At 53.9% G+C, this 24,841-nt stretch carries 20 protein-coding genes; 10 read left to right on the forward strand and 10 right to left on the reverse strand.

Annotated elements, in window-relative coordinates:
- Positions 1 to 266 precede the first annotated feature (266 nt).
- The 5 genes from AB1A64_RS00620 (at position 267) to AB1A64_RS00640 (ending at position 6,262) form a co-directional block, all read left to right on the forward strand.
- A complete protein-coding gene (locus AB1A64_RS00620; protein WP_366549613.1) occupies positions 267 to 950 on the forward strand; it encodes a sugar transferase in 684 nt (227 codons plus the stop codon).
- 87 nt (positions 951 to 1,037) lie between these two features.
- Positions 1,038 to 3,446: a tetratricopeptide repeat protein gene (locus AB1A64_RS00625; protein ID WP_366549614.1), complete on the forward strand. Its 2,409-nt coding sequence runs from the start codon at positions 1,038 to 1,040 to the stop codon at positions 3,444 to 3,446.
- Positions 3,447 to 3,545: 99 nt separating this feature from the next.
- Positions 3,546 to 4,175, forward strand: coding sequence for a polysaccharide biosynthesis/export family protein (locus AB1A64_RS00630; protein ID WP_366549615.1), 630 nt, complete (start codon positions 3,546 to 3,548; stop codon positions 4,173 to 4,175).
- A gap of 567 nt (positions 4,176 to 4,742) precedes the next feature.
- The gene (locus tag AB1A64_RS00635) at positions 4,743 to 5,777 is read left to right on the forward strand and encodes a hypothetical protein (protein ID WP_366549616.1); all 1,035 of its coding nucleotides are present in this window, start codon (positions 4,743 to 4,745) and stop codon (positions 5,775 to 5,777) included.
- A 212-nt stretch (positions 5,778 to 5,989) separates the two neighbouring features.
- On the forward strand, positions 5,990 to 6,262 hold the full coding sequence (locus AB1A64_RS00640) for a hypothetical protein (RefSeq protein WP_366549617.1): 273 nt from the start codon (positions 5,990 to 5,992) through the stop codon (positions 6,260 to 6,262).
- A gap of 235 nt (positions 6,263 to 6,497) precedes the next feature.
- Here AB1A64_RS00640 and AB1A64_RS00645 read toward each other — a convergent pair whose 3' ends face one another.
- The 3 genes from AB1A64_RS00645 to AB1A64_RS00655 all read right to left on the reverse strand — a co-directional run bounded on the left by AB1A64_RS00645 (position 6,498) and on the right by AB1A64_RS00655 (position 10,199).
- Positions 6,498 to 7,550, reverse strand: coding sequence for an acyltransferase (locus AB1A64_RS00645; RefSeq protein ID WP_366549618.1), 1,053 nt, complete (start codon positions 7,548 to 7,550; stop codon positions 6,498 to 6,500).
- A 143-nt stretch (positions 7,551 to 7,693) separates the two neighbouring features.
- Entirely contained in the window at positions 7,694 to 8,944 is a 1,251-nt protein-coding gene (locus AB1A64_RS00650; RefSeq protein ID WP_366549619.1) for a glycosyltransferase family 4 protein, read from the reverse strand.
- Entirely contained in the window at positions 8,937 to 10,199 is a 1,263-nt protein-coding gene (locus AB1A64_RS00655) for a nucleotide sugar dehydrogenase (protein WP_366549620.1), read from the reverse strand. The genes AB1A64_RS00650 and AB1A64_RS00655 overlap by 8 nt, the downstream gene beginning before the upstream one ends.
- A gap of 356 nt (positions 10,200 to 10,555) precedes the next feature.
- Between AB1A64_RS00655 and AB1A64_RS00660 the strand changes: the two genes are divergently transcribed.
- Positions 10,556 to 12,100 carry an oligosaccharide flippase family protein gene (locus tag AB1A64_RS00660; protein ID WP_366549621.1) on the forward strand — a complete coding sequence of 515 codons (1,545 nt, stop codon included), beginning with the start codon at positions 10,556 to 10,558 and terminating at the stop codon, positions 12,098 to 12,100.
- A 44-nt stretch (positions 12,101 to 12,144) separates the two neighbouring features.
- Here the strand turns inward: AB1A64_RS00660 and AB1A64_RS00665 are convergent, their stop codons facing one another.
- Genes AB1A64_RS00665 through AB1A64_RS00675 form a run of 3 tightly spaced genes read right to left on the reverse strand, consistent with a single transcriptional unit; the run spans position 12,145 to position 15,064 of the window.
- Complete coding sequence (locus AB1A64_RS00665; RefSeq protein WP_366549622.1) at positions 12,145 to 13,305, reverse strand: DegT/DnrJ/EryC1/StrS family aminotransferase; 1,161 nt, start codon at positions 13,303 to 13,305, stop codon at positions 12,145 to 12,147.
- The gene (locus AB1A64_RS00670) at positions 13,302 to 13,943 is read right to left on the reverse strand and encodes a GNAT family N-acetyltransferase (protein WP_366549623.1); all 642 of its coding nucleotides are present in this window, start codon (positions 13,941 to 13,943) and stop codon (positions 13,302 to 13,304) included. Before AB1A64_RS00670 ends, AB1A64_RS00665 begins: the two co-directional genes overlap by 4 nt.
- 29 nt (positions 13,944 to 13,972) lie before the next feature.
- A complete protein-coding gene (locus AB1A64_RS00675) occupies positions 13,973 to 15,064 on the reverse strand; it encodes a GNAT family N-acetyltransferase (RefSeq protein WP_366549624.1) in 1,092 nt (363 codons plus the stop codon).
- A 220-nt stretch (positions 15,065 to 15,284) separates the two neighbouring features.
- Between AB1A64_RS00675 and AB1A64_RS00680 the strand changes: the two genes are divergently transcribed.
- The 4 genes from AB1A64_RS00680 to AB1A64_RS00695 are packed head-to-tail and all read left to right on the forward strand — an operon-like array spanning position 15,285 to position 19,150.
- A complete protein-coding gene (locus tag AB1A64_RS00680) occupies positions 15,285 to 16,238 on the forward strand; it encodes a glycosyltransferase family 2 protein (protein ID WP_366549625.1) in 954 nt (317 codons plus the stop codon).
- Positions 16,238 to 17,452: a GNAT family N-acetyltransferase gene (locus AB1A64_RS00685; RefSeq protein ID WP_366550239.1), complete on the forward strand. Its 1,215-nt coding sequence runs from the start codon at positions 16,238 to 16,240 to the stop codon at positions 17,450 to 17,452. The genes AB1A64_RS00680 and AB1A64_RS00685 overlap by 1 nt, the downstream gene beginning before the upstream one ends.
- The gene (locus AB1A64_RS00690) at positions 17,449 to 18,468 is read left to right on the forward strand and encodes a peptidoglycan bridge formation glycyltransferase FemA/FemB family protein (protein ID WP_366549626.1); all 1,020 of its coding nucleotides are present in this window, start codon (positions 17,449 to 17,451) and stop codon (positions 18,466 to 18,468) included. Before AB1A64_RS00685 ends, AB1A64_RS00690 begins: the two co-directional genes overlap by 4 nt.
- 1 nt (position 18,469) lies before the next feature.
- Complete coding sequence (locus AB1A64_RS00695; protein ID WP_366549627.1) at positions 18,470 to 19,150, forward strand: polysaccharide deacetylase family protein; 681 nt, start codon at positions 18,470 to 18,472, stop codon at positions 19,148 to 19,150.
- 7 nt (positions 19,151 to 19,157) lie between these two features.
- Here the strand turns inward: AB1A64_RS00695 and AB1A64_RS00700 are convergent, their stop codons facing one another.
- The 4 genes from AB1A64_RS00700 to AB1A64_RS00715 all read right to left on the reverse strand — a co-directional run bounded on the left by AB1A64_RS00700 (position 19,158) and on the right by AB1A64_RS00715 (position 24,792).
- On the reverse strand, positions 19,158 to 19,928 hold the full coding sequence (locus tag AB1A64_RS00700; protein ID WP_366549628.1) for a sulfotransferase domain-containing protein: 771 nt from the start codon (positions 19,926 to 19,928) through the stop codon (positions 19,158 to 19,160).
- Between the two features lie 223 nt (positions 19,929 to 20,151).
- Positions 20,152 to 21,483 (reverse strand): hypothetical protein, encoded by a 1,332-nt coding sequence (locus AB1A64_RS00705; RefSeq protein ID WP_366549629.1) that lies wholly within the window; start codon positions 21,481 to 21,483, stop codon positions 20,152 to 20,154.
- Positions 21,484 to 21,638: 155 nt separating this feature from the next.
- The gene (locus tag AB1A64_RS00710) at positions 21,639 to 22,430 is read right to left on the reverse strand and encodes a sulfotransferase family 2 domain-containing protein (RefSeq protein WP_366549630.1); all 792 of its coding nucleotides are present in this window, start codon (positions 22,428 to 22,430) and stop codon (positions 21,639 to 21,641) included.
- Between the two features lie 148 nt (positions 22,431 to 22,578).
- Complete coding sequence (locus AB1A64_RS00715) at positions 22,579 to 24,792, reverse strand: right-handed parallel beta-helix repeat-containing protein (RefSeq protein ID WP_366549631.1); 2,214 nt, start codon at positions 24,790 to 24,792, stop codon at positions 22,579 to 22,581.
- Positions 24,793 to 24,841 lie beyond the last annotated feature (49 nt).

The following is a 24,841-nucleotide window of genomic DNA, read 5'->3' on the forward strand; positions in this document are numbered from 1 at the left end:
AACTGTGCTGAAATACCCCCTCTTTTCAGGTTCCACGCACAAAGCTATAAGGATTAATGTTTTGCAAGATGACCAGAATTTGTTAACCTTTGCGAGTAGAGCAAGCTGGTATCGTGGTAGAGCAAGCTGGTATCGTGTATGTAAACGGCAATGCTCTGAAACATAATAAAACAATATTTCTTTAATACGTGACGAGGTTGAGCGTAGTCAGATTCTGAGTTGGGTAAGTGGTTCTTGGTTTTTTGTTTGTGCTGGGGGTTTAAATAGTGACAAGTCATTCGAAGGACGTAGCCGATACTGGCTACTCTAATATTTCTGTTGCACCTGCCCTGGCGACCTACCCGGGGATTTACAGAAGTGTAGGAAAACGCACCTTTGATATCGTCTTTGTGCTGCTTGCAGCGCCGTTTGTTGTGCCCATGGTTTTGATCTTGGCCGTATTTCTGGCCTGCCAGGGTGTGACGCCTTTTTATCGGCAGGAACGGGTCGGCAAAGACGGCAAGATTTTCAAAATGCTTAAGCTGCGCACCATGGTGCATGACGCCGAGACAGTTCTCAAAAAGCATCTGGAAAACAACCCAGGCGCACGGGAAGAGTGGGATCGCAATCAAAAGCTCCTCAATGATCCGCGCATCATCAAGTTCGGTTCGTTTCTGCGCAAATCCTCGATGGATGAACTACCGCAGTTCTGGAACGTTTTCACAGGCGAGATGTCCATGGTCGGCCCTCGCCCTATGATGGTAAACCAGCAAAAACTGTATCCCGGCGATTTCTACAATTCCATGCGACCGGGCATCTCTGGGCCGTGGCAGGTTTCCAAACGCAACCAGTCTACTTTTGCCGAGCGTGCATTTCATGATACTGAGTATTGGAAGAGTATGTCGTTCGGCACTGATCTCTCCATCCTGATCAGGACGGTTTCCGTTGTTTTGCGCGGCACTGGCTGCTGAGGCAGGGCACGCCACACGGTGGGTACCTTTCGTAGATTCTGCGGGAGTACAGCGTTGCGTGTAACCTTTTTATCCTTTGGCAACAGATTGGCGGCTGTACTTTTGGCCGTGGCTCTGATGCTGAGCGCATGTGACACGGCCGAAGAACGGGCCGAGGCACACTTTCAGGCTGGTCTAGCCTTCCTTGAAAAGGATGATGTCGAGAGCGCGCTGAACGAATTCAAAAACGTCTTTAAACTGAATAGCAAACACAAAGAAGCCCGCCTGATCTTTGCCCGGCTGGAACGTGAACGCGGCAATACCTCGATCGCTTACAGCCAGTTTCTGTTACTGGTCGAGCAATACCCGGACAACCTCGAAGGACATCGCGCGTTGGCTGAGATGGCTTTGGAAACCGAGAACTGGGAAGATCTGCGCCGCTATGCCGGGGTTGCAAAGGAACTTGCCCCCGATGACATCGAGATCAAATCCCTCAACAACTCGCTGACCTATACCGAGGCCGTCAACACCAAGAAAACAGCCGAGGCAGAACTCACCGTCGCCATCGCCCATGACATCCTCAAGGACCGCCCCGACCTGTTATCCGCTCGACAGATCGTCATCGACGATCTGGTCCGCTCTCAGGATTGGGAAACTGTGTTAAGCGAAACCGATATTGCCCTAAGCTTTGCGCCACAGCAGGCCAAGTTGCATGCCATACGGCTCGGCGCGTTGCAGGAACTACAAAAGCCCGAGGAAATCGAAAAACAGCTGATGCAGATGCAGCAAGTCTTCCCCGAGGACACAAGCATTCAGCAAAGTCTTTTCGAACATTATATCAGCCAAAAGAAACTGGATGCCGCCGAAGGCTTTCTGCGTGAACAAACAAAGCAGGAGGCGCAGGACCCCCTTTCGACGCAAAAACTCATCGCGTTTCTGGCAGAGTACCGCGGCCCTGACGTGGCAATTGCCGAGCTGGATCAGATCATTACTTTGGACACAATCGATACGCCGCGATTCAAAACCATGCGGGCAGTGCTGAAATTCCAGATCGGGGACACGCAAACCGCACTTGGCGAGATGCGGGAGTTGCTTGCGAATGCAAAGCGGACCACGCAAACCCGCAACAGCGAAGTGGAGTTCGCCCGGATGCTATTGGATGTCGGCGAGACCAAGGAAGGCCGAGCTTTGATTGAGCGCGCCCTTGTCGAAGACCCAACACACACTGAAGCTGTAAAATTGAAGGCAGCGTGGTTGATAGAAGAAGATAAAATCAACGACACAATCGTGCTGTTGCGCAAAACGCTGGATGTCACGCCTCGGGATTCGCAACTTATGACCTTGATGGCCCGCGCGCATGAGCGCAACGATGATCGGGAACTGATGGGTAAAATGCTGGCACTTGCGACGGAAGTGTCCCGGAACGCACCGGAAGAAACTCTGAACTATGCCTGGCACTTGATTGAGGAGAAAAACCTAAAAGTTGCAGAACGCGTATTGATCGACGCTCTTTACCATACCCCCGAGAACTCAGAATTATTGCTGGCTCTGGCCAGTGTGTATTTCAAACTGCAAAACTGGGAACGGCTCGAAGTGGTAGTGAACACACTTCTCAATCTGGACGACCCCGCCGTACGTCAAAGGTTAGACGACCTCAGAGCGCAAATGCTGTCGACTCAGCATCGCATGGATGAGCTGGCGGCTTTTCTAAACGAATTGGCAAATGATCCTGAATTTGGCTTTTCAGCAGACATTGCACTCATTCGCACGATGTTAATACAGGGCGACGTGATCGGCGCCACCAACCGCCTTGATGAATTGCTGGTAGAAAACCCCGGATCGCTGTACCTGCGCTTTATGAAAGCTCGCGTTCTGGCCGGAGAAAACAAGCTTGACGAAGCCCGGCAACTCCACCGCGCGATCCTCAAAGATCACCCGGATGCAGCCAGTGTCTGGGTCAGCCTGATTGCACTTCAAACTCAGCCTGAACAGGCCCAAGCCATATTGAATGAAGCATTGGCATCTGCGCCACAGAACCCGGATCTGTTGTTGCTGCGAGCGAAAGAACATGAACGGGCTGGGGAACTGGACCTGGCGATTGCGGTTTATGAAAAGCTGTACCCTCTCAGCAACCAGTCTCAGATCGTGGCCAACAAATTGGCAAGCCTGCTGACGAGTCACCGCAATGACGACGAAAGCCTGCAACAAGCGGCGCATCTGGCGCGACGGCTGCTCGGGACAAGAATACCCGAATTTCAGGATACCTATGGCTGGGTTGCCTATCAACTGGGCCGCTATCAAGAGGCGCTCATATACCTTGAACCAGCAGCCAGAGCTTTGCCAGATCAACCCTTGGTACTTTACCATCTGGGCAAGACTTATGCCGCAATTGACCGGCCACAAGACGCGTTGCGTGCCTTTAGGGCCGCACAAGAAACCGGGGTTTCATTAGATATATTTCCAACGCTGGAGGATGAAATAAAGCAATTGAACGCAGCAAATATCGCTGGACAATAACGCAGGGGCGGAAGCGCTGCATTTCTGCCGCACTATGCCCCTATCAAATACCCGACAGATTGTTTTGCAAATAACGTAAAGGTAAAAAGGGAGGGAAAAGTGAAAGATTTTCATATGCGAACAGTTATTAGAGCATTGATTACTCTAGTCTTCGCCATGGTCGCGGCATCAGCATCGTGGGCGCAAGGCTCGTATCAAATCCAACCAGGTGATGCGCTTCAGGTCGAAGTACTGGAAGATCCCACGTTGAACCGAACCATTTTGGTTCTGCCGGACGGCTCCATTAACTTCCCACTTGTTGGCTCGCTTCGCGCAGCCGGGCAATCCACCAATGGGCTAAGCTCGTCTCTCTCGTCGGCGCTGTCTTCTAACTTTAACACGCCGCCGACCGTATTTATCTCGGTGGCATCGCTGGCACCGCCTCCATTGCAGGGCGCGCTGGTCCCAACTGGGCCGACGATCGACGTTTTCATAATGGGTGAGGTCAATGCACCCGGGAAACATATTGCAACAGAGGGTACAACCATTCTTCAGATTTTGGCTCAGGCTGGCGGCTTGACCAATTTCGCGGCCAGAAAACGCATCGAATTGCGTCGGCCCGACACTAAAACAGGCGTGATGAACAGATATACCTACAACTATAAAGGCTCGGGCGGTGGCATCCAGGGGAATACTTTGCTCAAACCCGGAGACGTTGTTGTTGTTCCAGCACGCCGCTTGTTCGAATAGGGGCTGATACAGGTGGGAAAATTTAGGAACAAGCTGACCGCTACGCTGGGGTGCGGGGTAGCTTTTGGTGCATCATTGACGCCAGCGGTCGGTCAACAAAACCCACTTCCACCACCGCCGATACAGCAAACGACGGTACAGACAACTGCTGCAGCGCAGACAGCGCCGCAGCAGACGACCATCCAATCAACAGTTGTTCAACAAACGCCCAGCCAACAGCTGATTACACAGCAGGCCCTGCAGAACCCAGCCCGACAGGTTGGTACACCTACGATTACCCAAACGGGCGCTACTGGGACCGACTTAACAATTACGCTGGATTATCTGTCCTCGCTGCGGCATGACAACAATCTAAGACTGACGGACCCATCGCTTGGGTCAACGACCTGGTGGGAAAACACACTTGCCCTGAACATCCTTAAGCAGGCAAACGATTCCACTTTGGCTATCGATTTGTCGGGTCTATACCGGATTGCCAACGAACCGATCATTGGGACTGAATCGTCATTTTCCGATCCAACCGCAAGATTGTTGTATGACCGCTCCCGCTTGAACAGCAACCTTAACGTGCTCCTGGATTATGCCGAACGGGATTTGGCCTTTAACCGGTCTCTGACAGACACCAATCTGGACGGTATCATCGATTCTGCCGACGTGATCGGCACCGCCGGAGATCAGATCAGCACCCGTGCGAATCTGAACTGGGCTGTGGGTTTGAACGCCCCCGTGGGATTCCAGTTCGACTACAGCCACCGGGAACGCCGCTATAAGGACGCGTTCGACCCGGGCCTGATCGAGAATAGCTCAGATATTTTCGGTGCAGCCCTGCTGTTCAGGATTTCTCCGGTTTTAGATGGAAATCTGAGCGTCAATTACGAAGATTTTAAGGCGGAAGACAACGCGCGAACAGAAACGCAGACCACAACCGTTTCAGCGGGTGGAGCCTATACCCTCTCTTCCACCACATCAGTATCGTTAGATGTTGGTTACAGTCAGGTCGACGATACGCAACGCGCGACAAATACGAACAACGTCACCGAAGACTTCGTCTGGAATTTTACTTGGGACAAAGCTCTGTCAGACGGAAACGCCGATGTACGGATCAATCAAATATTCGGAGTAAACGGTTCCAGGCTAAACGCAACTGCCGGACGTTTCTTCCAGCGGACCAACGGGACGCTGAGTGTGGATGTCGGTTTTACCCGTGGACCATTTGACGAGATAACTCCGATCGGTCAGATCAACTATTCGTACCGCTTGCCCAGTTCACGGATCGGAGCGACAATCCAACGCCGGGTTGGCACCAGTACCGACAGCCAGGAAACACGCCAGACATTGGCCTTTCTGACTTATGACTATTTCATCAATCCCATCTCGGCCCTGTCGTTCAGCGTCGACGTCGTTGATCAGGAAACAGAAGGCTCAACCTCATCCAACCCACGTACCCGGGGGACGTTCAGCGCCTCTTATAGCCGCGCAATCACAAGGGATTGGGCGATGAACATTGGGTATCAATACGAAAGGGATGAGCGGAGCGGCTTTACCGGAAGTTCAAGCTCGGCCTTTTTGACCCTTGGGCGGCGGTTTACTCTTAAACCCTGATCCGCATTCAACTCGAACACTTACCAATCAGCCCATTGTTTCAATCTGGGCTCGATTCTCTGCGGCTGTCACTTCTGATCGCATCTGATTGTGCATGGCGAAGAGTGATGCAGCGCTTCGGGTTGGAAGGCGGTCAAACCGCTGCCCCGTGACGGGTATGTCGGAAGTTTCGCACCACCTTTGAATATATGTAGACCGAGGCGGCGCCCGCAATGAACCGGCAAACCGCAATCGGAACGCTCGCCGGGTTGTTGCTGGCTCGATATCTGGCGCTGACCATCGGATGGTATCAGGATGGCAAGAACTACGCGGCGTTTCTCGACAAGCTCAGCCTGGGGGCAGGTGCTTATTTGGAAGATACCAGCAATCCCTATGTCTTCCGGCCCAGTTGCATCCCGTTGTCCTTTCTTATGATGTTCAACGAAACCGCTGTTCCGTCATTTGCCGATCCCACACAACACCCCTTCGGCTGGCCGGGCCCTTGAGCGATCTACAGACTGCAACCCGGCAGATCAGCAAAGATGCCGATCACACGGTGACTTCAGCTTTGACCGTATTGTCCCAAGCAAAGGCTGATACTGTCGTGATCTGTGCGATGAATTCAAGTCAGCAACAGGTCGATGGGTTCAGGATATTGGCCGCTGCTGAGCCATGGACGCTATATCAACGCATAGCAGCCCAAAAGATCTTCTGACGCGGAAATAGTACCTATCTATTTTGCTATTGAGACCTGCGCCTTGCTCTCGTTTTTTCGGCGAGCAGCTGATTAGACATCCGCACCAGTCGTCGCTCTACATAGAGGAAATAAAGATGTGAAATTAATATATTAATCAAAAAAATCACAAACGAGAGTGTAAGAAATGCGAAGAGTCCCAAGTGATCCAGTTGCGGGATAAACGCAAGAAGCAGCGGGATGAGAATCGCGTGTATGAGGTACAGCGCGTAAGAGGAATCCCCGAGCGGGCTGAGCCATTTAAAAAATCGCTGACCAACGCCACGCGCCTCCAACGAAACGCATCCAATGACCAGCAAAATACTTGGGATACCCCACAAAATGACCGACGGATATTGTTTGTAACCCAGCCAAAGGCTTAGGCCGAACCCAGCCACCGCTATCAGGATCATGGCACTGGCTCCGCCGGTGGTCACTTTGAACCCACGCGTTGCCATCCACCCGATCCAGGCCCCGGCCGCGAATTCAAGAAGCAGAACACTGGTGGCCAATTTGGGAAGCCCCATGAAACCCAAGCTGGGAGGGAGCAAGAAAACGCCCACAAAGATGCTGGCTACAAAAAACACGGTCAGCCACAGAACCCGGTAAAACGCGGGCAGACCCAGTGCCAGTGCCAAAGCAAACAGCAGGTAAAAGTAAACCTCATATGCCAGTGTCCAACCCACAAAGATCAATGAGCTCGCACCTTCTGGCAGCAAGAAAAAGGCCCCAAACCATTTTTCTGCAGTATCAGGCAGTTGCGCACCCAGATAGAGGGCTGCTGGAATACTCAGCGCCGCAATTAACCAGTATGATGGGTAGATGCGCGAAAAGCGTTTTCTTAGAAATGACCGCCAATTGCTACTGCCGTCTTGATTGGTCCACATCATGATGAAGCCGCTGACGACAAAAAAGATATGAACACCGGCAGAGCCCAAACCTGAAATGTAGTTGCTTACCGGAAAAGCGGCGGTACTTGAAGCATCAACAAAATACATACTGTGTCGCAATGCAACGGCAGAAGCGGCAATCGCCCTGAGCGCTTGAATAGAATATAGCAATACAACATTCCATTTGCCGAAAAGGGAGAAAAACTATGACATGAATTGGAAATACGTCAAGCAAAGTGCCTGGATTCACTTGTTTGCATGCCTTCTCTTTCCAGAACTGTTTCCTGAAATTCGCTAAACGGTCAGGGCGGCCCCTACCCTTTCCAAATCCGCTGATACGCCGCGATCAGAGAGGGTACCTGATGTGGCCAGGCCATTTCCGCCTCAACCCGCGCACGGCCAAACCGGCCCATGGTGGCGCGGCGTTCATCATCCGCCAGCAATTCCGTGATCTTGTCCGCCATATCCACTGGATCGTTGGCTTTCGCGTATAAAGACGCCTCCTGCGCGGAAAAGCGCCCCTCCGTCACATCGAACTGAACGATGGGTTTCTCGAACGCCATGTATTCGAGGATCTTGTTCATGGTGGATTTGTCATTCATCTCGTTCACCCGGTCCGGGTTCACGCAGACATCCGCGCTCGACAGCACCTCGAACAGATCATGATCCGGCGCACGGCCGGTGAAGGTAACATAGTCCGACAGCCCCATATCGGTGCATTGCTGTCGTAGCTTATCCAGGCTGGGGCCGCCGCCAACCAAACAGAACTGGATATCGTCGCGCCTCTGGACCTGCAACAGATGCGCCACCGACTCCAGCAGCAGGTCGATGCCTTCCTGATCACCCATGACGCCAACATAGCCCACCATAAATTTCCGCCCATTGCGCCAGTCGGGGTTCGGGGGCAGGTGCTGCAGGCGGCTTAGGTCCGGGCCTGAGCGGACGACAAAGACATTTTCAGGCGCCATGCCGCCGCGTTCGATGGCGATCTTGCGATAGCTTTCATTGGTCGCAATCGACACCCGCGCCGAGGCGAAAGTCAGACGCTCGAACGTCTTCATCAGCTTCCACAAGAAGCCACGCTTGTTGAATTTGGCCTCATAGAGCTCGGGGTTGATGTCGTGGTGATCGAACAGATAGCGCACACCAAACAACTTGAACGGCAACGCCACCAGAAAGATCAAGTCAGGCGGGTTGCAGCCATGGATGACGTGAAAACCGCGGGTGAACTTGATCTTCAGCGCCAGCCAGCTTTCCCAGAACAGCGCCGCGCCGTATTCCAGCAGATATCCCAACGCCCCGCTGGCATCCAAAGGCAGAGGGTGGCGATAGACCTTGATCCCCCCGTCTTCCCAAACGCGTTCCTCATGGCCTTTGCCGGTGGGGCAGATGACCGACACCAGCGCGCCGGCGGCAGCCAGCGTGCGCGCCTCCATCCAGACCCGGCGGTCGAAAGGCACGGGCAGGTTTTCGACCACGATCAGAACTTTCAACCCCTTCAGGGGTTGGGTCTGGCGCAGTTCCTCAAACGAGATCGGTTGAACGGCAGGCGGCGGGCTAGTCATATTCATAGGTCCGCACCACCTCTGTGTCGCCAAGGTTCAGATCATTGATAATCCGGTTCGATCCAATCACCAGATCCCAGGGCCCGGCCTCGGCCGTGGCTCGGTTCACCAGCAGGCTGCCCACATTGGGCAAATGGGTGAAGGCATAGCCCAGGTTCTGTCCCCGCAGATCAGCAGGTTCGATGGCCGGATCATAGATCGACAGTTGATAGCCTGCGTCCAGCAGCCGCCGGGCGATATCGACATTGGGACTTTCGCGCAAATCATCGGTTCCGGCCTTGAAGGCCAGCCCCGCCATCAGCACCCTGCCCCCTTCGGGCAACCGGGCCATGATGTCCTGCGCCTGATAGGTCTTGTGCGCCTGATTGGTCTGCAACAGGCTGTCGATCAGATGCGTATGCGCACCCACCTCACCTGCGATGTGTTGCAACGCGCGGACATCTTTGGGTAGGCAAGACCCCCCGAACGCACCCCCGGGACGGGTGTAATAAGGCGAGATATTGAGTTTGGTGTCCGAGACGAAAATCTCGTGCATGGTTTTCGCCGACACGCCCATCCGGTGACAGATGCGGCCGATCTCATTGGCGAACGCCACCTTGGTCGCGTGCCAGGTATTGTCGACAAACTTGGTGATCTCGGCCTCTTCAAAGGCGGTGTAGAACACAGGGGCGTCCAGATTTTCGTGCAGGGCGTCCATCACGTCGGAACGGTTTCCGTCCGCTGTGCCGACGACGATCTTGGGCGGGTTGAAGTAATCATCTACCGCCGACACTTCGCGCAGGAATTCCGGGTTGTAGATGATTTCAACGGCCTGTCCCGTCTGCTCCCCAAGAGAGTTCCGAAAGATCGGCTCGATCAATTGGCGCACTGTGCCGGGCCGAAAGGTGGAACGATACGTCACCGTCAGCGGCCGCGCCCGATCGGGCGACACGGTCTCGGCAATCTGGCGCGTCACCTCGGCCACAAAATCCATGTTATGCGACCCATCGGTCGCGCTGGGGGTGCCGACACAGACAATGGCCAGATCTACATCAGACAGATCCGGTGTTTCCACCACCGCACGTATCAGGTTCTTGCTAAGCGCTTCGGTCAGCAGTTCGGCCACTTTGGGTTCTTTGATCGGGGGCTGACCAGCGTTGATTTCAGCAACCTTATCGGCGTTCACGTCGATGCCGATCACCGCGTGCCCTTCGCGGGTCAAACAGCACGCCGCCGTGAAACCCACATATCCCAGCCCGAAAATTGCAATTTTCATACCGCAATACCGCTCTAAAACTCAGCACCCAATTATCTATCCTGCCGCGACAAATGACATGCAAACCGTCGTGCTTGGCTTCTTTCTGCATTTGGTGTCCAATTCATGACACCAATTGAGAATATACTTTGAAACAGAATTCAACGTACGGGTACGAGATACGAGTATCATCTGGCAAATAAGACAAAACCGTTGCGAGGCACATACAAAATAGCACTATGCTGACACTTATCAGTCGTCTGGGCAGAACACCAGAATCGCGATCTCACACGTCTCAGGACCTCACAATGGGTCGCGAATATGGAAACATTAACGCAGATATGCGCCGTTTGTTATGAGTTTGGGAAGTTAACAGTTTGAAGCAGCCGTCCGATCCTTTTGTGGATAAAAGCACGTCTGCCCGCACGTCCGCTCTTGCGGTGGGGGCAACCACATTGCTTGCCTCCAGCCTGTTTCGGCAAGCGCTTGGATTGATCACACTGATCGTAACCGCCCGGCTGCTTGCACCCAAAGATTTCGGTATCGCCGCCTATTTCCTGGTCGCGACGGCCTTTTTGGAAATGATGCAGCGGCAGATCGCAACAGTTCTGATCCGACTGGACGATGTCACTCTGGAACATCTCAAAACCGTTTTCACCTTTCAGATAGTCCTTGGCATAGTTGCTGCACTGTTTTTCTACGTTACCCAGCCTCTGCTTGCCCTGCTCGAAATACCCGAACTGATCCAACTGGCACCCATTCTTTGCGCCCTTTCCCTGATTATAGCTCTGAAAAGCCCCCGCTTCGTCCTTTTTGAACGGAAACTGCGGTTCAGCTTCGCCGCCGCCGAGGAAACGATAAGCCGGATCGTGTATTCGATCATTGCAATCAGTCTGGCGTGGCTTTGGGGTGATTTCTGGTCAATTATCGTCGCCAGTGTCTGTGCGTTAGTAACGCGCAGTATCTGGACCTTCAGCATGGCCCCCATGACCATACGATTGTCATTGGCACGCTGGCGTGACTGTTTGTCCTTTTCGGTCTGGACCACGGGCGCTCAGGTCTCGTTGTTCTTCTCGAACAATATGCCACAACTTATCATCGGCGCGACTCTGGGACTGGCCGATGCAGGTGTTTTCCGGCTGGGGAATAGGCTAAGCACACTTGTTACAACACAGCTGTTCGCCCCGTTGCAACGTGTGCTTTATCCCGGGCTTGCAGATATTTCGCGCAACACCGACCGCCAGGATGAGGCGTTTAACCGGCTGAACGAATTGCTTCTTGCGATCGTGTTGCCGGTTTCCCTTGGGATGGCATTGGTGGCCAATCATATCGTCGTTGTCGTGATCGGCTGGCAGTGGTTGGGCATCGTACAGGTCATATGGATTCTGGCCCCGCTTAAGGCGCTTGAAACGCTGCACGAAAACGTGCGGTCCGCCGCCTATATTGAAGGCTCTACCAGGATACTGTTTATCCGGAACACGTTTCTTTTGGTGTTCGTCTGCCTGCTGATGCGCGAAGGGGTGGAATTCGGTTTCTCAGGCGCGCTGATCGCCGCAGGCACTGCCAGCCTGGTCACAATCTTAACAACCCTGATGATTGCGAAACGTTATGGAACCCGCACGTTTTTTGGACCAGTAACTGTTGCCTGGCGGTCATTTGTGTCCACTCTGGCGATGGTTTTTGTTGTTCTGTTCGTCAGCAGCGCCTTTGGCAGCGGCGACGCGGTGGGTTGGGCCTATGAAACAGAGGAAGACCTGCCACTGTTGCGCTTTCGATTTGCGATCAAGGTTTTGGTCGGGGTCTTGACCTACATCGGTACGCATTTCCTGCTTTGGAAACTAATCGGAAAACCCAAAGGCGTTGAAAGCATGACATTGGAGTTGGTGGCCAAAATAAGATCCAGACTCGTCACTGCGCACTAAGGCCCTGCAAAGGACTGCGCCTTACATTCGACGTGTCCCGCGCCTCAGTTCGAAAGTACGTCTTCCAGAGCAGATACAATGTGATCGATATGATCCTCTGAAAGATATTGGTGCAACGGCAAAGACAGAACATTGTTCTTTAACGCCATCGCCTCATCCTGACCGGTCCAGTCCAAATTTCGATGGAAGCCAGCCCACCAGGGCGTGGCACCGATGCCGCGCGCCTGCAATTCGCGCGCTACCCGGTCGCGTCCGTTCACCACAAGCGGCATGACCAACGGGCAGGTTCCAGGCGCAAGCTCTGGCGTCAATAGCTCCACGCCCTGTAAATTATCGAGACATCTATGGTACCGGTGCCAGTTGGCTCGTCGGGCGGAAATGGCATCAGACACCGAAACAGAACGAAGCTGTCGGGATGCAACGGCGCTGATACGGCGTCTCTGCAAGTCTGAATCAAAATAATAATGCCCGGGAATGTCGTCCAACTGGTGGGTTGTTGCATGATCAGGTTCAGTCCTCCCAGACCCGCTGGACAGAGCGCGTTTCAGGTTTCGGGCCCGGGCAGTTCCCAGCACATTTACCAAGGCAGACCGCGCCAGTATCTTCGCGACTCTCTTTCCCGGTGCCGGGCGTGGAAACGGCGAAGCTGCAGTCAGATCCGGGGCATTCACGACCATCGCCCCCCCTTCCGGCACCGGTACGAATTTGTGAAAGCAAAAAACCGAGATGTCGCCGGTGCGCCCTTCGGCCGGGCTTTCTCCGCTCAGAAGGCTCAGCGCACAATCTTCAATCATCCGCAGCCCATAACTGTTGCAGAGCGCGCGCAGGGCGGTCAGTTCAGGCTGAAGAATTCCAAAATAATGCGTGACATATATTGCCCGCGTCCGGTCCGTAATCAGCGGCTCGATCCGCCTTGGATCAGCGCGCAGGTCTTTGCCGACCGGATAAAGCCGCACCTTCAGCCCGGCCTGCACAAGCGGGTCAACTTCTGATCCGCAGTTATAAGCCGGCGCCAGAACTTCGTCCCCGTCCCGCAGCCCCAGCACATCACACGCAGCGCGGATCGCGACGCGTGTCTGAAATGCATAATAGACCCGCCGGTTCGCAAACAGTGCGGGAATACCGCCCTGCGCATCCCGCTTCAAAAAACTGCCTGCCCTTATGGGCATGTTCGCAACGGCGTCGGCAATTCTGTTCCGCGTCATCTTGTCAGCGGTTGCCAGCTTTGGCGAGACGTAAAGCGCGACTCATTGTGAAATCCGATCAACCTAAAGCCAAGTTTTTCTATGTTTCTCCGTGACGTGTAATTGTACTCGTGACAAGCAATAAAAAAGCGCCGCGTACCTGCCTGCAACCTTTCGGCCATCATGGTCCGATGTACCCTGACCTGCAAGCTACGCCCTCTGAATTCAGGTAGGACAACGATCTGAAAAAGTATCTCTGCATCTGACGGCACCGCGCAGAAAAAGTGTTCATCTTCATCAGGACCCAAAATCCAGGCAAGGCAACAGACCTCTCCGTCGAGGGTGGCCGCCCATAGCCAGCGATCTTTGTCGAACCAGCTCTTGTCGCCCCATTCCAGATTTTCCTCGCCGGATTCCAGTCGCCGCCGTAGGGTCTCGGGCAGGTCCTGCCAGCCTGAAACCTTGCGAACTTCAAGCGGTGGATCATCCGCAGGCGGGTTTTTCAGAAAGTCATCCCCATCAAGCTGAAACACCAGGTTTCTTCGGCGCAATCCGATATCTGCAACGGTTGCCCAAGCTTGATGCAGAAAAGCCCCAGCGCCGCGATTGGCCGCACTGCGCAGAAGGATCAGCTTTTTTCTCTGCCCTAATCCAAACACGCGTCACACCTCCTGCAGTGCCGTGGCCCCTACCCCGATTTGGTCAGGGCCTGCGCCGCCTTGACACCGCGCCGTGCGACCTGTTTCAACTGTGACGGAACCACATTCGCCTGGTGGAACAAACGATGAGTGACCAATGTGTGTTCTGCCACACGCCTGACAGGGCGTGGCTTGAAATAGGTTTTGTATTCCAGAACGCTGAAATCGGGATGGCTGCGGTCGATATCGGGCAGATACCCTTCGACATCCAAGTTTGTGCATCCCTGCTCCATCGCCCATTTCATTCCTCTGAGCCAAAGCAACGGGGCAATGCGCAGATTACCAATCAGGCTGGCCGCTGCTGGGTCCGCAACGAAACGCCGGGCAAAGGCCGTATTCCGACTGCGGTACAACAAAAAACCACCCAGGAAAGTGTCCTGGTGATAAGCGGTGAACAGAACTCCGGCCTCGGGGTCGTTATATACATTTTGAAACCCGGCTTCGTATTCGGGGCGTGTGACCGGGGTCAGGCTGTTGGGCTTGATCACCAGCGCGTTTAAGCAATCAAAAAAAATCGCGATCTGATCAGGTGACGTGATGTGACGGATTTCGACATCCGTTGCCTCGATATTTCGCAGATTTCGGCGCGCACTTCTTGAAAACGAGCTGCGCAACTCATCCAAAGAACGGTCGAGGTCAATCAGCCCGGTATCGCGATGGGGCGCTGGATCGGTTATCTCCAACCCGGCTTGCGTAAATTTCTGACGCAGCTGATCGGCGTCATCATCCAGCCAATAGGGGGTGACCTTGATGGCATCGACCTTTGCAAAACGCGGGTGACCTGACACGGCGACCACAAATTCAGTCAGCGTCTCGGGATTGTCGCAGATCGGCCCGCTCAGCGCTAAGGCAACAGAATATCTGCCCACCAGAATCCGGCTGCGGTACAGCGAGAACAGGCCCACGGCGCAAATTTCCCCCTGTCGACGCGCGATCGCGAAAACCACGGTTCCGCCGATTGCACGCTCGACATCGGCAAACCGAGGGTCCTGTCTGGGGTGCTGATGCTGGCAGCTGGCCACAAATTCACGCCATTCATGTATTTGTTCACCGGTCAGGTCATCGTAACATTCGATATCCATTAACCACTCACTTTCCTGGCGCGACTACAAACCGTCAGCCAAAAATACAAAACCTGTTAAAATCGCCATCCTTTTCAAAAATATAGAAGGTATATGCCACGAAATGTAAAAATAATTCACCGCCTCGGTGGTTTCGCGCGCAGAAATGCGGATCATTGGCCTGTGTATTGGGGAATTAAGCGCCTGTTGCGATGTGTGTTTCCTCGGAATCGAGAGTTACATGAGTGTTTTAACTGAATCAGAAAGCACGGGATGCGCTGTTTCGATTGTTATCGTAAACTGGAATACGCGCGATATTTTGCGTGATTGTATTGAATCCATAGAAAACCAGACACGCCTGTCCCATGAAGTCATTGTGGTGGATAACGCCTCGGGCGATGGCTCGGCCGATATGGTCAGTGAAAATTTTCCCAACGTGAAACTGATCGCCAACACCAGCAATCTCGGCTTTGCTGCGGCCAACAATCAGGGGTTGGAGATTGCCAAAGGCGACAGGCTTTTGCTGCTCAATCCCGATACGATCATCCTGGACCATGCGATAGATGTCATGAGCGGATGGCTCGACGCGCATCCGGATGTTGGGTGCGTTGGATGCCAGGTGTTCGAAGACCCCGAAACCATCCAGCTGACCTGCTTTGCCGATCCCGGGCCGCTAAGCGTGGCGGTGATCGAGTTTGGGTTGAAACGGCTGCTCCCCTGGCCCGAATACGGCGGTTGGGACCGGACCACACAGCGCGACGTGGATGTGGTTTCGGGCATGTTCATGATGGTGCCGCGCCCGGTGTTCGAAAAAGTCGGGCTGTTGGACAACGCCTTTTTCATCTATTCGGAAGAGGCCGACTGGTGCCGACGCATTCGCGATGCCGGCTGGCGCTGTGTCTTCGCCCCTGAGGCCCGGATTCTGCATCTTGAGGGCGGATCAAAAAGCACCGCTCAGATCAAATCCCGCATGTATGTGCAAAAGCAAAAGAGCAAGACGATCTACGCCCGAAAACACTATGGCCGGGGCGGAGAGCTGATAACGCGCGGTATCTTCGTCACCAGCGCGCTGCTGCGGGGCACCGCCTTTGGCCTGCTGGGTCTGGTGCGTGCCACGCCCGACCGCTCGGCCCGGTTGCGGCTGTCGGGGGCCGCGATCCGGTATCATCTGTTTGGGCAGGAACCGGCCACGTGATGGATGCGGTTTCCACCAGATCCCATGAGGCGCTCGAATGCCTTCAGGCACCGGCCCAAGCCCTTGCCGCAAGGGCGGAATGGGATGATCTGGTCACGGCAACCGGCGCCGATATCTATTTCCTGAGCGACTGGCAAGCCGCGTGGTGGGATCATTATGGCAAAAGTTTTGCCACCAGCCGCCGCCCGGTTTGTTTCATGCTGCGGGACGGGACAGAGTTGATCGGCGCCTTGCCCTTTTGCATCGAAACAATCTGTGCCGGGCCGGTTCCCGTACGCATCGCCCGGCTGGCCGGGGTCGATCCCAATTTCGCGGTCATGGCCTTGCCTATTGTCGCCGGTCACGAAGAGGCCGCCCTGCGCGCCGCCTTCACGCATCTGACACAGCACCTGAACTGCGTCACCATCAGTCTTTCCCCGATGTCAGAGCGGTCGGTACCGCTGAAAATCCTCCGCTCCATGGATGTGCAAGACGTGTCGCTTTTGCGCGACGACAGCCCGCGCGGACACACCTTGATGGTCCTGCCCGACAGCTTTGATGGGTTCATGAAGACGCTATCAAAAAGTCGGCGGCGCGAGGTTCGACGGGATATCAAGCGCTTGACTGAAATTGCGCCTTTAAACAACACCAGCTTAACCCCAGATAAGATCGATCCGATGATGGACCGGTTCATCGCACTGCACACAAAGCAATGGCAGGCCGCTGGGAAAGGCGGGCATTTCTCGGACTGGTCCGTAGCCGCCGGGTTCTATCGCAACCTGCTGCACCGGCTGGCCCCCAAAGGTCAGGCCATGATTGATGAGCAATGGCAAGGCGACAGGCTGCTGTCGAGCCAACTGCGCTATACCCTGGGCGACAAGGCCTATTGGTGGCTGAATGCCCGTGAAACAGACCCTGAATTTGCAAAGGTCGGGCTGGGGCGTGTGGGGCTGGTCGAACGGGTTGAGAGGCTGATTGAGGATGGTATCCGGCTGGTCGAGGCCGGGGCCGGGGAATACGAATACAAACTGAGTTACGGCGGTACGCTGGTGCCGATCCATAACATCGTGCTGGCCGCGAACCGTCCTGCGGCGCGGCTGAGGGCGCGGGTTTTGCTGTGGTGGGCGGATGCGCTGCACCTGTTTTACTACCGCGCCTGGTTTCTGAAAATTCGGCCCCGGTTGGGGCTGAAACCCAGCAAGCTCTGGGCCAACTGGATACGGACACGACTATGACCGGGTCTCTGACACTGCAAACCGTTGCTGCCGAAGACTGGCCCCGGATCAGTGCCGACTTTCGCGACCTGACCTATGAGCAAACCCTAACCTATGCGCAAGCGGCGGCACGGCGGATCGGGGCCGAGGCGCAGTTTGTTACCATATCGGATCAGTCAGGCCAGCCCGTTGCTGCGGCCTGCCTGCGCCTGAAATTGGTCCCGGGTCTGGGGCGTGGCATCGTCTGGATCGCAGCTGGTCCACTGGTGCAACCCGAGACCACGCCACAGGCACTAGAAGCCGTGTTTGCCGCCCTGCGCGCTTATGCTGCGCAAAACGGGCATATCCTGCGGTTCCGACTATCTGCGTTATCGGCGCGCAACGTCCCGTCGGTGGATCAGGTTGCTGTTGGGGCTGGCTTTGTGCCAACCGATCGGGCGTCTCACTACAGGACGGTGATCGTCGATTGTGAGCAGGATGAAGACACCTTGATGCGCGCTTTGCACGGCAAATGGCGCAATCCTCTGCGCAATGCGCTCAAGGCGGGGATGGAACTTGAAACCGGTCCGATAAAGAACCTGTTCGGGCGCTTTTCCAAGCTCTACGAACAAGTGCAGGCCGCCAAAGGGTTTCAGCCGGACATCCCTCCGGATTTCTATTACGCTCTGTCGGGGTCGGATTTCAAACATGACGTACTGATTGCACGCAAAGACAACGTGGATTTCGGCGCGATGACGATCGGATATACCCGCCACAACGCCACTTATCTGTTCGGGGCGACTTCGGATGCAGGGCGGCGGCTTAATGCAGGGCATTATCTGATGTGGCAGGCCATGCTTTTTTGCCGGAACCAAGGACTCAAATGGTTTGATCTGGGCGGCATTGATCAGGACGCCAATCCAAGTGTCACCCGCTTCAAACTCCGCACTGGCGGCATGGACTCCATTGCGGCTGGTCCTTTTGAAGCTCAACCAAATGGGTTTGGCGCAGGTCTAATCAATCTTGCTGAAACTCTGCACAGAAAGCTGAAATCCTGACATGGCCCGTTTGATTGGCCTCAACTTCCACGGCATAGGCACCCCAGCCCGCGACCTTGAAGAAGGTGAGGCACCCTACTGGCTGTCTGAGGGACAGTTTTTTGACGTACTGGACCGGGTTGCAGACAGCCCCACCCCGTCGACTTACTGCCTGACTTTTGATGACGGCAACCTCTCGGATTATAAGATCGCCCTGCCCGCCCTAAAGCAGCGGGGGCTGACCGCGACGTTCTTTGTTTTGACGGGACGATTGGATAAGCCCGGCTCCCTGACCCGCGATCACGTCAAAGCACTGATGTTTGCCAGAATGGGTGTTGGCAGCCACGGGATCGCGCATGTCGCGTGGAATATGTTAGGAACAGCCGCGCTTGAGCAGGAGCTGACCAGCTCACGCGAAGTGCTGCAAGAACTGAGCGGTGCGGTGGTGACCAAGGCGGGAATACCCTTTGGCAGATACAACGCCCGCGTCCTGCGTGCCCTGCGCCGCACAGGCTACAAAACCGCATTTTCCAGCGATGCGGGATATATGAGCGACACCGCCTTTCTGCGCCCGCGCACGTCCCTGCGCGGGGATATGACACCGGCAGAGATTGACGCGATCCTTGCAGGTCGGATGCCTGTCAGCAGACGAATGCGTCGCACGGTCAGCATGGTCAGAAAACAGCTTTTACCCCTGCGATAGAAAACCCTTAGACAGCGCCCGTCGAACCTGTAACGGGGGTTCGAGCATATCCGAATTTTTCCAGAACCTGTCCCAGTTCCTGCTCAATATATGCCACATGCTCGGGCTCTAACTCGTCTTTCCATTGCCCGCTGCGGCTGCTGCGGATATGCGCGCCCTCATTGGTTTTCGTGGCAGAGACCTTGCTGCGTTTTCCGGCCTCAAACAGACGCATCAAGCGGACGCCCAATTCATGCTCTTGCCCCTGCAACCCCAAGAAATTGAACATCTCAGAATAGACTGCATCACGCTGATCCCCCATCAGATCGTCATATGACACCTCAAGAATATTCGGATCATCCAAATCCCAGGTCTCAAGAATTTCGCGGCTAAAAAAGATGAAATGACGGATTGTCATGAACAGGCCTTCGGTTTTGTCCACGGCCTGCAGCTTTTCCTGATACGTCTGCCCGTTTTCGTCCGGGATATGGGCCCAAAGCTCATTGGTCCACAGATGATAATGATAAGAGGATACGATTATGTCGCGCGGATCGCGCATGATATGTATCCCCCGATAGGGACCAACTTCGGACCAGGGCGTCCGGCTATGGGCCGATAGAAAGACCCTGGTGTCCGGTTGAGGCGCCAGTTTCGAAAGCTCCTCAAATCGCGCATCCAACCCAAAAGCCAGTAGCTTTAGAACAGCTTTGAAATAGGTGGTCATGGCCTTGTGGTGCGTCGCGACAAAAATTTTGGGCTGATCTTTTTCGCCAGCGCGCGCGCGCCACCTGTTGGACATTAAAAGTGGCAGAATTCGCCAAAATTCAGGGTTTTTCAAAAGCCCATAGTTTTTGCGAAACGAGATGGGAACCTGTGTCAGTTTCTTTTGCAGTGTCGACCGCTTTGGCTTTCGGCCAATTCCGGCATCCGTCGTAATTTTACTTTGCTGAACTGACACTTGTCTAAACCCTCTTGCATCGTTCACCGAACACGCGCCCGTGCCACCGCCAACTTTGGCCCATTCACGTGTCTTCCGACCCAAATCGCGTATATCTTATTCGCCGCCTGCCGCTTTGTTTCACCTCAGATTGTGGCTGATCGCTTTCTTCTTTGGCATTGACCATCCAAAGACCTGCGCCCAGCAAAAACATCAACAGACACAATGTTGCATCCCAGACATGCACAGTAACGGCTGCAATGCAAAACCCTGTCAGAGAAAAAAGGTACCCCAGTCGGTAATTTTCCAACCTGCTGGGCAATTGGGCTCGACCTAAAATCACATAGATCACAATTATGGCAGCCACCAAAAATATGAGTGCAGGCAACCCATAGCGCAAAGCGATGACCAGCCAAAAATTATCAACACTTCCAAGCATCCATCGCGGGCGTGTCCAAGGATTGAACCCAAGCCCGAATATTGGATTTCTAATGACGTCATCTGACGCATAGACAAAAATGTTAATCCGGTTGAAAGCCGTTGACTTCTTAAACGTCAGATAGGCTGCAAACAGCTGGGCAGGAGGCCTGTCCGCGGCAATTTCAAGGAACAAGTACAGCCCGCCAAGCATATACAGCAACGTGTTCCACTTTTTCTGTAAAAACGCGAATACGTTCTTCCAGGTCATCAAACCAAGCTGCACCACGATCGCCAGCCATGCCCCTGCTGACAAAGACACAAACGTGGCAAGAACAACGCCTCCTGACCTGGAAACTTTGTATGTGAAACCCCTGTCATTTCCCAATACATACCAAACCAAAGAAAAGGCCACGCTACAGAACACACCATAAAGGATCGGGTGCGGCATTGGGCCCTGTGCCCGGAAAAAGCCCAGGCGTGGTTCGAGTGGAATTATGGGATATACGGTACCCACCTTGCTGAACAAATCGAGAAGCACAGAGTTGTTCGAAATGAACTGATTGAGGCTAAACGGCAGCATGAGCAGTACCGCAATGAGCATCCAGCGCACAAAGGCACGGAATGCATACTCATCTCGTATCAACCAGCGCGCTATGAAATACGGACCCGTCGCCTCGACAAATGCGATGCCGTTATATTCCCACCTCGAAAACCCGTGGTGGAACACGATCGCCAACACTGTCCAGAATGCAAATCCTAAAATCAGGTAGTCCGGCGCATAGTACCCTCCGGACCCATCAAACCAACGGATCATTGCCGGTACAAAGAAAATCAACAAAACCATGCGATAACCGCTGAGTTGCAACCCTGCGAGCTGAAAATACACCGGTAAAATGAAGCTTAGAAACAGCAATGGGACGACAAACGACCCGGACGAGCGCCCGGTATTGTCACCCGTCGCCTGCAATGCCTCTCGTGTACCTGTCGATGCTACCAATGAAACTCACCACCACTTTGCGCCTATGATACCAGAAACATCTCTAACCTGTCTGTTATCCCCACTACAGATCGCAGAAAAAAATCAATTTTTTGATGAATATCACAAAGGCAATGGCTTTCACCCGGTTTAAATCATAGCAGCGTTGGGTTTAGTCATGCTGCAACATCCTCGAGCGCTTTTTGGTGCAAAGCAAAATCTGCCGCATAGTAGTCTTTCACGAAATTACGTATTTCGGGTTCCTCAAAAACAGAAGGCAAGACTGAACCACTTGGCTTCATTAGTATTTTTCGGGCTGAAACGCGCAGCTTCTCGTGTATCGGGTCGGGCAATACTCGCTTGGCAACTGCGCTGCCCGCATACATGACGTGGCTCAACCCCTGGTAACGAAACACCGTAGTCTGGTTGATATGGCCAATTTCCAGTGCGTCAGTCCCGATATGGCGAGCCAGGTCAGAAACGAAACAATCCATCCTTTCGACAGGGTATAGGTTCCTGACCAGCCGTTTGCCGTCGACCTCAATGAAGCCCGACTGCCGGGTGAAATGGATATATTCCGGCGCAATCACAGCAGGTTCTGATTGTAGATAGGTAATAACCTTGCCGATCTCGTCGTGTATATCTCGATCCTCAAGCTGCGCGAATTCTTTGCCCAGATACATCTTTGCACGTTGGGCCATGGCGGACCGGAACCGTTGCAACGGATCGCGCAAAAGCGCGTAGCTTTCATAGGTCCCAAGCTTGCTGAACGCTTCGGGGTCCAGGTCTCGCAACAAGGACAAAGGCAAGTGGCGGAAATCGACCTCACCCAGTTTCGGATGGTTCTCTACAGCTTTCAGAAACCGGCTGTCGGCGTCATGAAATGGTAAGACAGCGTTTCGCACCGATGTTCCCGCGCATTTGGGAACATGAATAAAAATGAAGCGATAGCGATCAGACAAAATCATAAATCACGATCATAAACAGAATACAGAACTTACATAGCGTTATGTGAAAAGGTCCTGCGAAAATTCAGGTGTAGCAAACAGCGACGGGGCGCAATATTGCGCCCCGCCCAAGATGTTTCACTTTGCCTGCTGGCTACATATAGCGGCGTCAGGCAATCAGCGCGTTGTCGAAAACAGTGGTATCGACAAACTCAACCTCATCATCGATGGCAAAGGCGCTGACCTCACCATCGATATCGGCCCGCCATTGCGATCCAATCGTCCAATTCCGGTTGTTTACATCGCTAAAGTCGAAGTCCACGCCGGTTTCATCAATGACCACCTGATCATCAACAAGAACCTGCAAACGGTCCTCGTCTTCATCCACCAGAACGGTGATCTCATGCTTATCGAGATCGTTCAGGCCAATGTCTTTCGCTTTGAAGCCCTTGTGGAATTTGGCGTCATTATTGGCGACTTTCACGACCAGCCCATCGTCTTTGAGAATCAAGCCAATTTTTTGGTGATTCCAAACAAGGCGTTGCGCGCTTCCATCGGCCTCGTCCCGGGCGAATTCGACCGTAAACCCAAGCTCACTGGAACCACTGAATTCTTCGAGTCGACCCAAGTTTATGTAGTCGTCATTTCCATCGAATTCTACAACCGGCCCGGATCCAGTATTCACGACGGTCGTGTCACCCTTCAGTCCGATGTCGTCTTGATTCAGCAAACCTCCAATATCGAGAACAAAGTCATCGAACATCATCTGAGACGATTGGCTTGAATCTGGTTGCGTGACTCCGCTGTCGGGCTGAGTTGTCCCGCTGTCTGGCAGGGTTGTCCCACTGTCAGGCTGGGTCGTCCCGCTATCAGGTTGAGTTGTACCGCCGTCAGGGCGAGTCGTCCCGCTGTCAGGCTGAGTCGTCCCGCTATCCGGCTGGGTCTTCCCGCTGTCAGGCTGAGTTGTCCCGCTGTCTGGCAGGGTTGTCCCACTGTCAGGCTGGGTTGTTCCACTGTCAGGTTGGGTCGTCCCGCTATCAGGCTGGGTTGTTCCGCTGTCAGGCTGGGTGGTCCCGCCGCCAGGCTGGGTTGTACCACTACCGGGCTGGGTTGTACCACTGTCAGGTTGGGTCGTCCCGCTGTCAGGCTGGGTTGTACCACCGCCAGGCTGCGTTGTTCCACCGCCGGGTTGGGTTGTTCCTCCACCGGGCTGAGTGGTCCCGCCGGTAGTAGCGGTTCCAACCCAAGTATCATAAGAGAAAGGATACTGCTGAGCCAAATCCGAACCCGCGTTCAAGTTGTCAACGATGCTACCCGGTATGACGCCATACTGGTTGTACCCATTTTGCGCGCCAGTCGCATGATACGTGAACACGTTGTCATATTGGTGGGTCTTGACCAAAGCGTTGTCCGTTACATTCCAGTCCGATTGGCCTGAGTAGCCGCTGATCTGGGAAACAACGTTCTGATCAATCGTGACATTGGTCGAACCTCCAGCTACGGAAATCTTCGGAATTGACACCCCGCCAGACAACGCGCCAGGCACCGCCAGAACCGTGTTGTTCGAAATCGTCAAACCGTCTGTTCCGCTCACGGAAATTCCGTGTGTGTGTCCGTTGTAGATCGTGTTATTTTCGATCAGAACATTCTGGTAGGGTTGGACTACTTTTCCGTTCCCCATGAAAATTGATTGCGCCCAATCCCCGGAACCCATGTCTAGGACGTTGTCGCGAATGATGATGTCGGTACTGACACCAGTCAGCCTCGAAAACTGGATGAAATCCCCATGACCTCCAGAATTCGGATTACGTTCAAAGTCGTGAATATAGTTGCCTTCGATCACAGCGCCTTGGATGTTTTCATAAAACATCCCATCCTCACTGATCGAATGTAAGTTGTTACCCGAGACAGTCACATCCGTGCTGATCCCCACATACATCCCTTTTAGCCAGTCGTGGAACTCGTTGTTAGTAACGTTGATGTTGTCGCTACGAAAAACAAACAGGCCCTGACCCCATCCGTACCCATCAGCTGTCGCAGATACTCCGGTGGCCACATCCCCCGAGAACGTGGAGTTGTCGATCGTGATGTTCGAACTGTTCTGGATCGAAAACGGCCGATAGCTTTTTGCTTCCCCATTAAAGCTATAGTCGAAATTCAGATCTTCGAACGTAATGTTCGACGCGTTGTTTAAGTTCATCTTCGTGATCGTGGCGGGTGCATTCGCATCCGCGGACTTGATTGTTACAGTCGATGCATAGTTCGCGCTTAAGTTCAGCGCTCCATAGTCACCTGCTGCAAGCAGTATCGTTTCCCCACCTTTCGCCTGAGACAAAGCCTGATTCAGCTCGGCCGCAGAGGTTACCGTGATTGTGGTCGACATGTTTCACCTTCTGTTTCATAGGCGCTGTGAGTGGCAGCGCACGAGAACC

The organism is Ruegeria sp. ANG10 (assembly GCF_040705255.1).
In the GTDB taxonomy this organism is placed as follows: Bacteria; Pseudomonadota; Alphaproteobacteria; order Rhodobacterales; family Rhodobacteraceae; genus Ruegeria.

What these genes read in the sequence shown, in the direction of transcription:
- AB1A64_RS00640 (WP_366549617.1), top strand. Translation starts at nt 5,990, where the DNA reads ATGAACCGGCAAACCGCAATCGGAACGCTCGCCGGGTTGTTGCTGGCT.
- AB1A64_RS00650 (WP_366549619.1), bottom strand. Translation starts at nt 8,944, where the DNA reads ATGACTAGCCCGCCGCCTGCCGTTCAACCGATCTCGTTTGAGGAACTG.
- AB1A64_RS00655 (WP_366549620.1), bottom strand. Translation starts at nt 10,199, where the DNA reads ATGAAAATTGCAATTTTCGGGCTGGGATATGTGGGTTTCACGGCGGCG.
- AB1A64_RS00665 (WP_366549622.1), bottom strand. Translation starts at nt 13,305, where the DNA reads ATGACGCGGAACAGAATTGCCGACGCCGTTGCGAACATGCCCATAAGG.
- AB1A64_RS00675 (WP_366549624.1), bottom strand. Translation starts at nt 15,064, where the DNA reads ATGGATATCGAATGTTACGATGACCTGACCGGTGAACAAATACATGAA.
- AB1A64_RS00680 (WP_366549625.1), top strand. Translation starts at nt 15,285, where the DNA reads ATGAGTGTTTTAACTGAATCAGAAAGCACGGGATGCGCTGTTTCGATT.
- AB1A64_RS00685 (WP_366550239.1), top strand. Translation starts at nt 16,238, where the DNA reads ATGGATGCGGTTTCCACCAGATCCCATGAGGCGCTCGAATGCCTTCAG.
- AB1A64_RS00690 (WP_366549626.1), top strand. Translation starts at nt 17,449, where the DNA reads ATGACCGGGTCTCTGACACTGCAAACCGTTGCTGCCGAAGACTGGCCC.
- AB1A64_RS00695 (WP_366549627.1), top strand. Translation starts at nt 18,470, where the DNA reads ATGGCCCGTTTGATTGGCCTCAACTTCCACGGCATAGGCACCCCAGCC.
- AB1A64_RS00700 (WP_366549628.1), bottom strand. Translation starts at nt 19,928, where the DNA reads ATGTCCAACAGGTGGCGCGCGCGCGCTGGCGAAAAAGATCAGCCCAAA.
- AB1A64_RS00710 (WP_366549630.1), bottom strand. Translation starts at nt 22,430, where the DNA reads ATGATTTTGTCTGATCGCTATCGCTTCATTTTTATTCATGTTCCCAAA.
- AB1A64_RS00715 (WP_366549631.1), bottom strand. Translation starts at nt 24,792, where the DNA reads ATGTCGACCACAATCACGGTAACCTCTGCGGCCGAGCTGAATCAGGCT.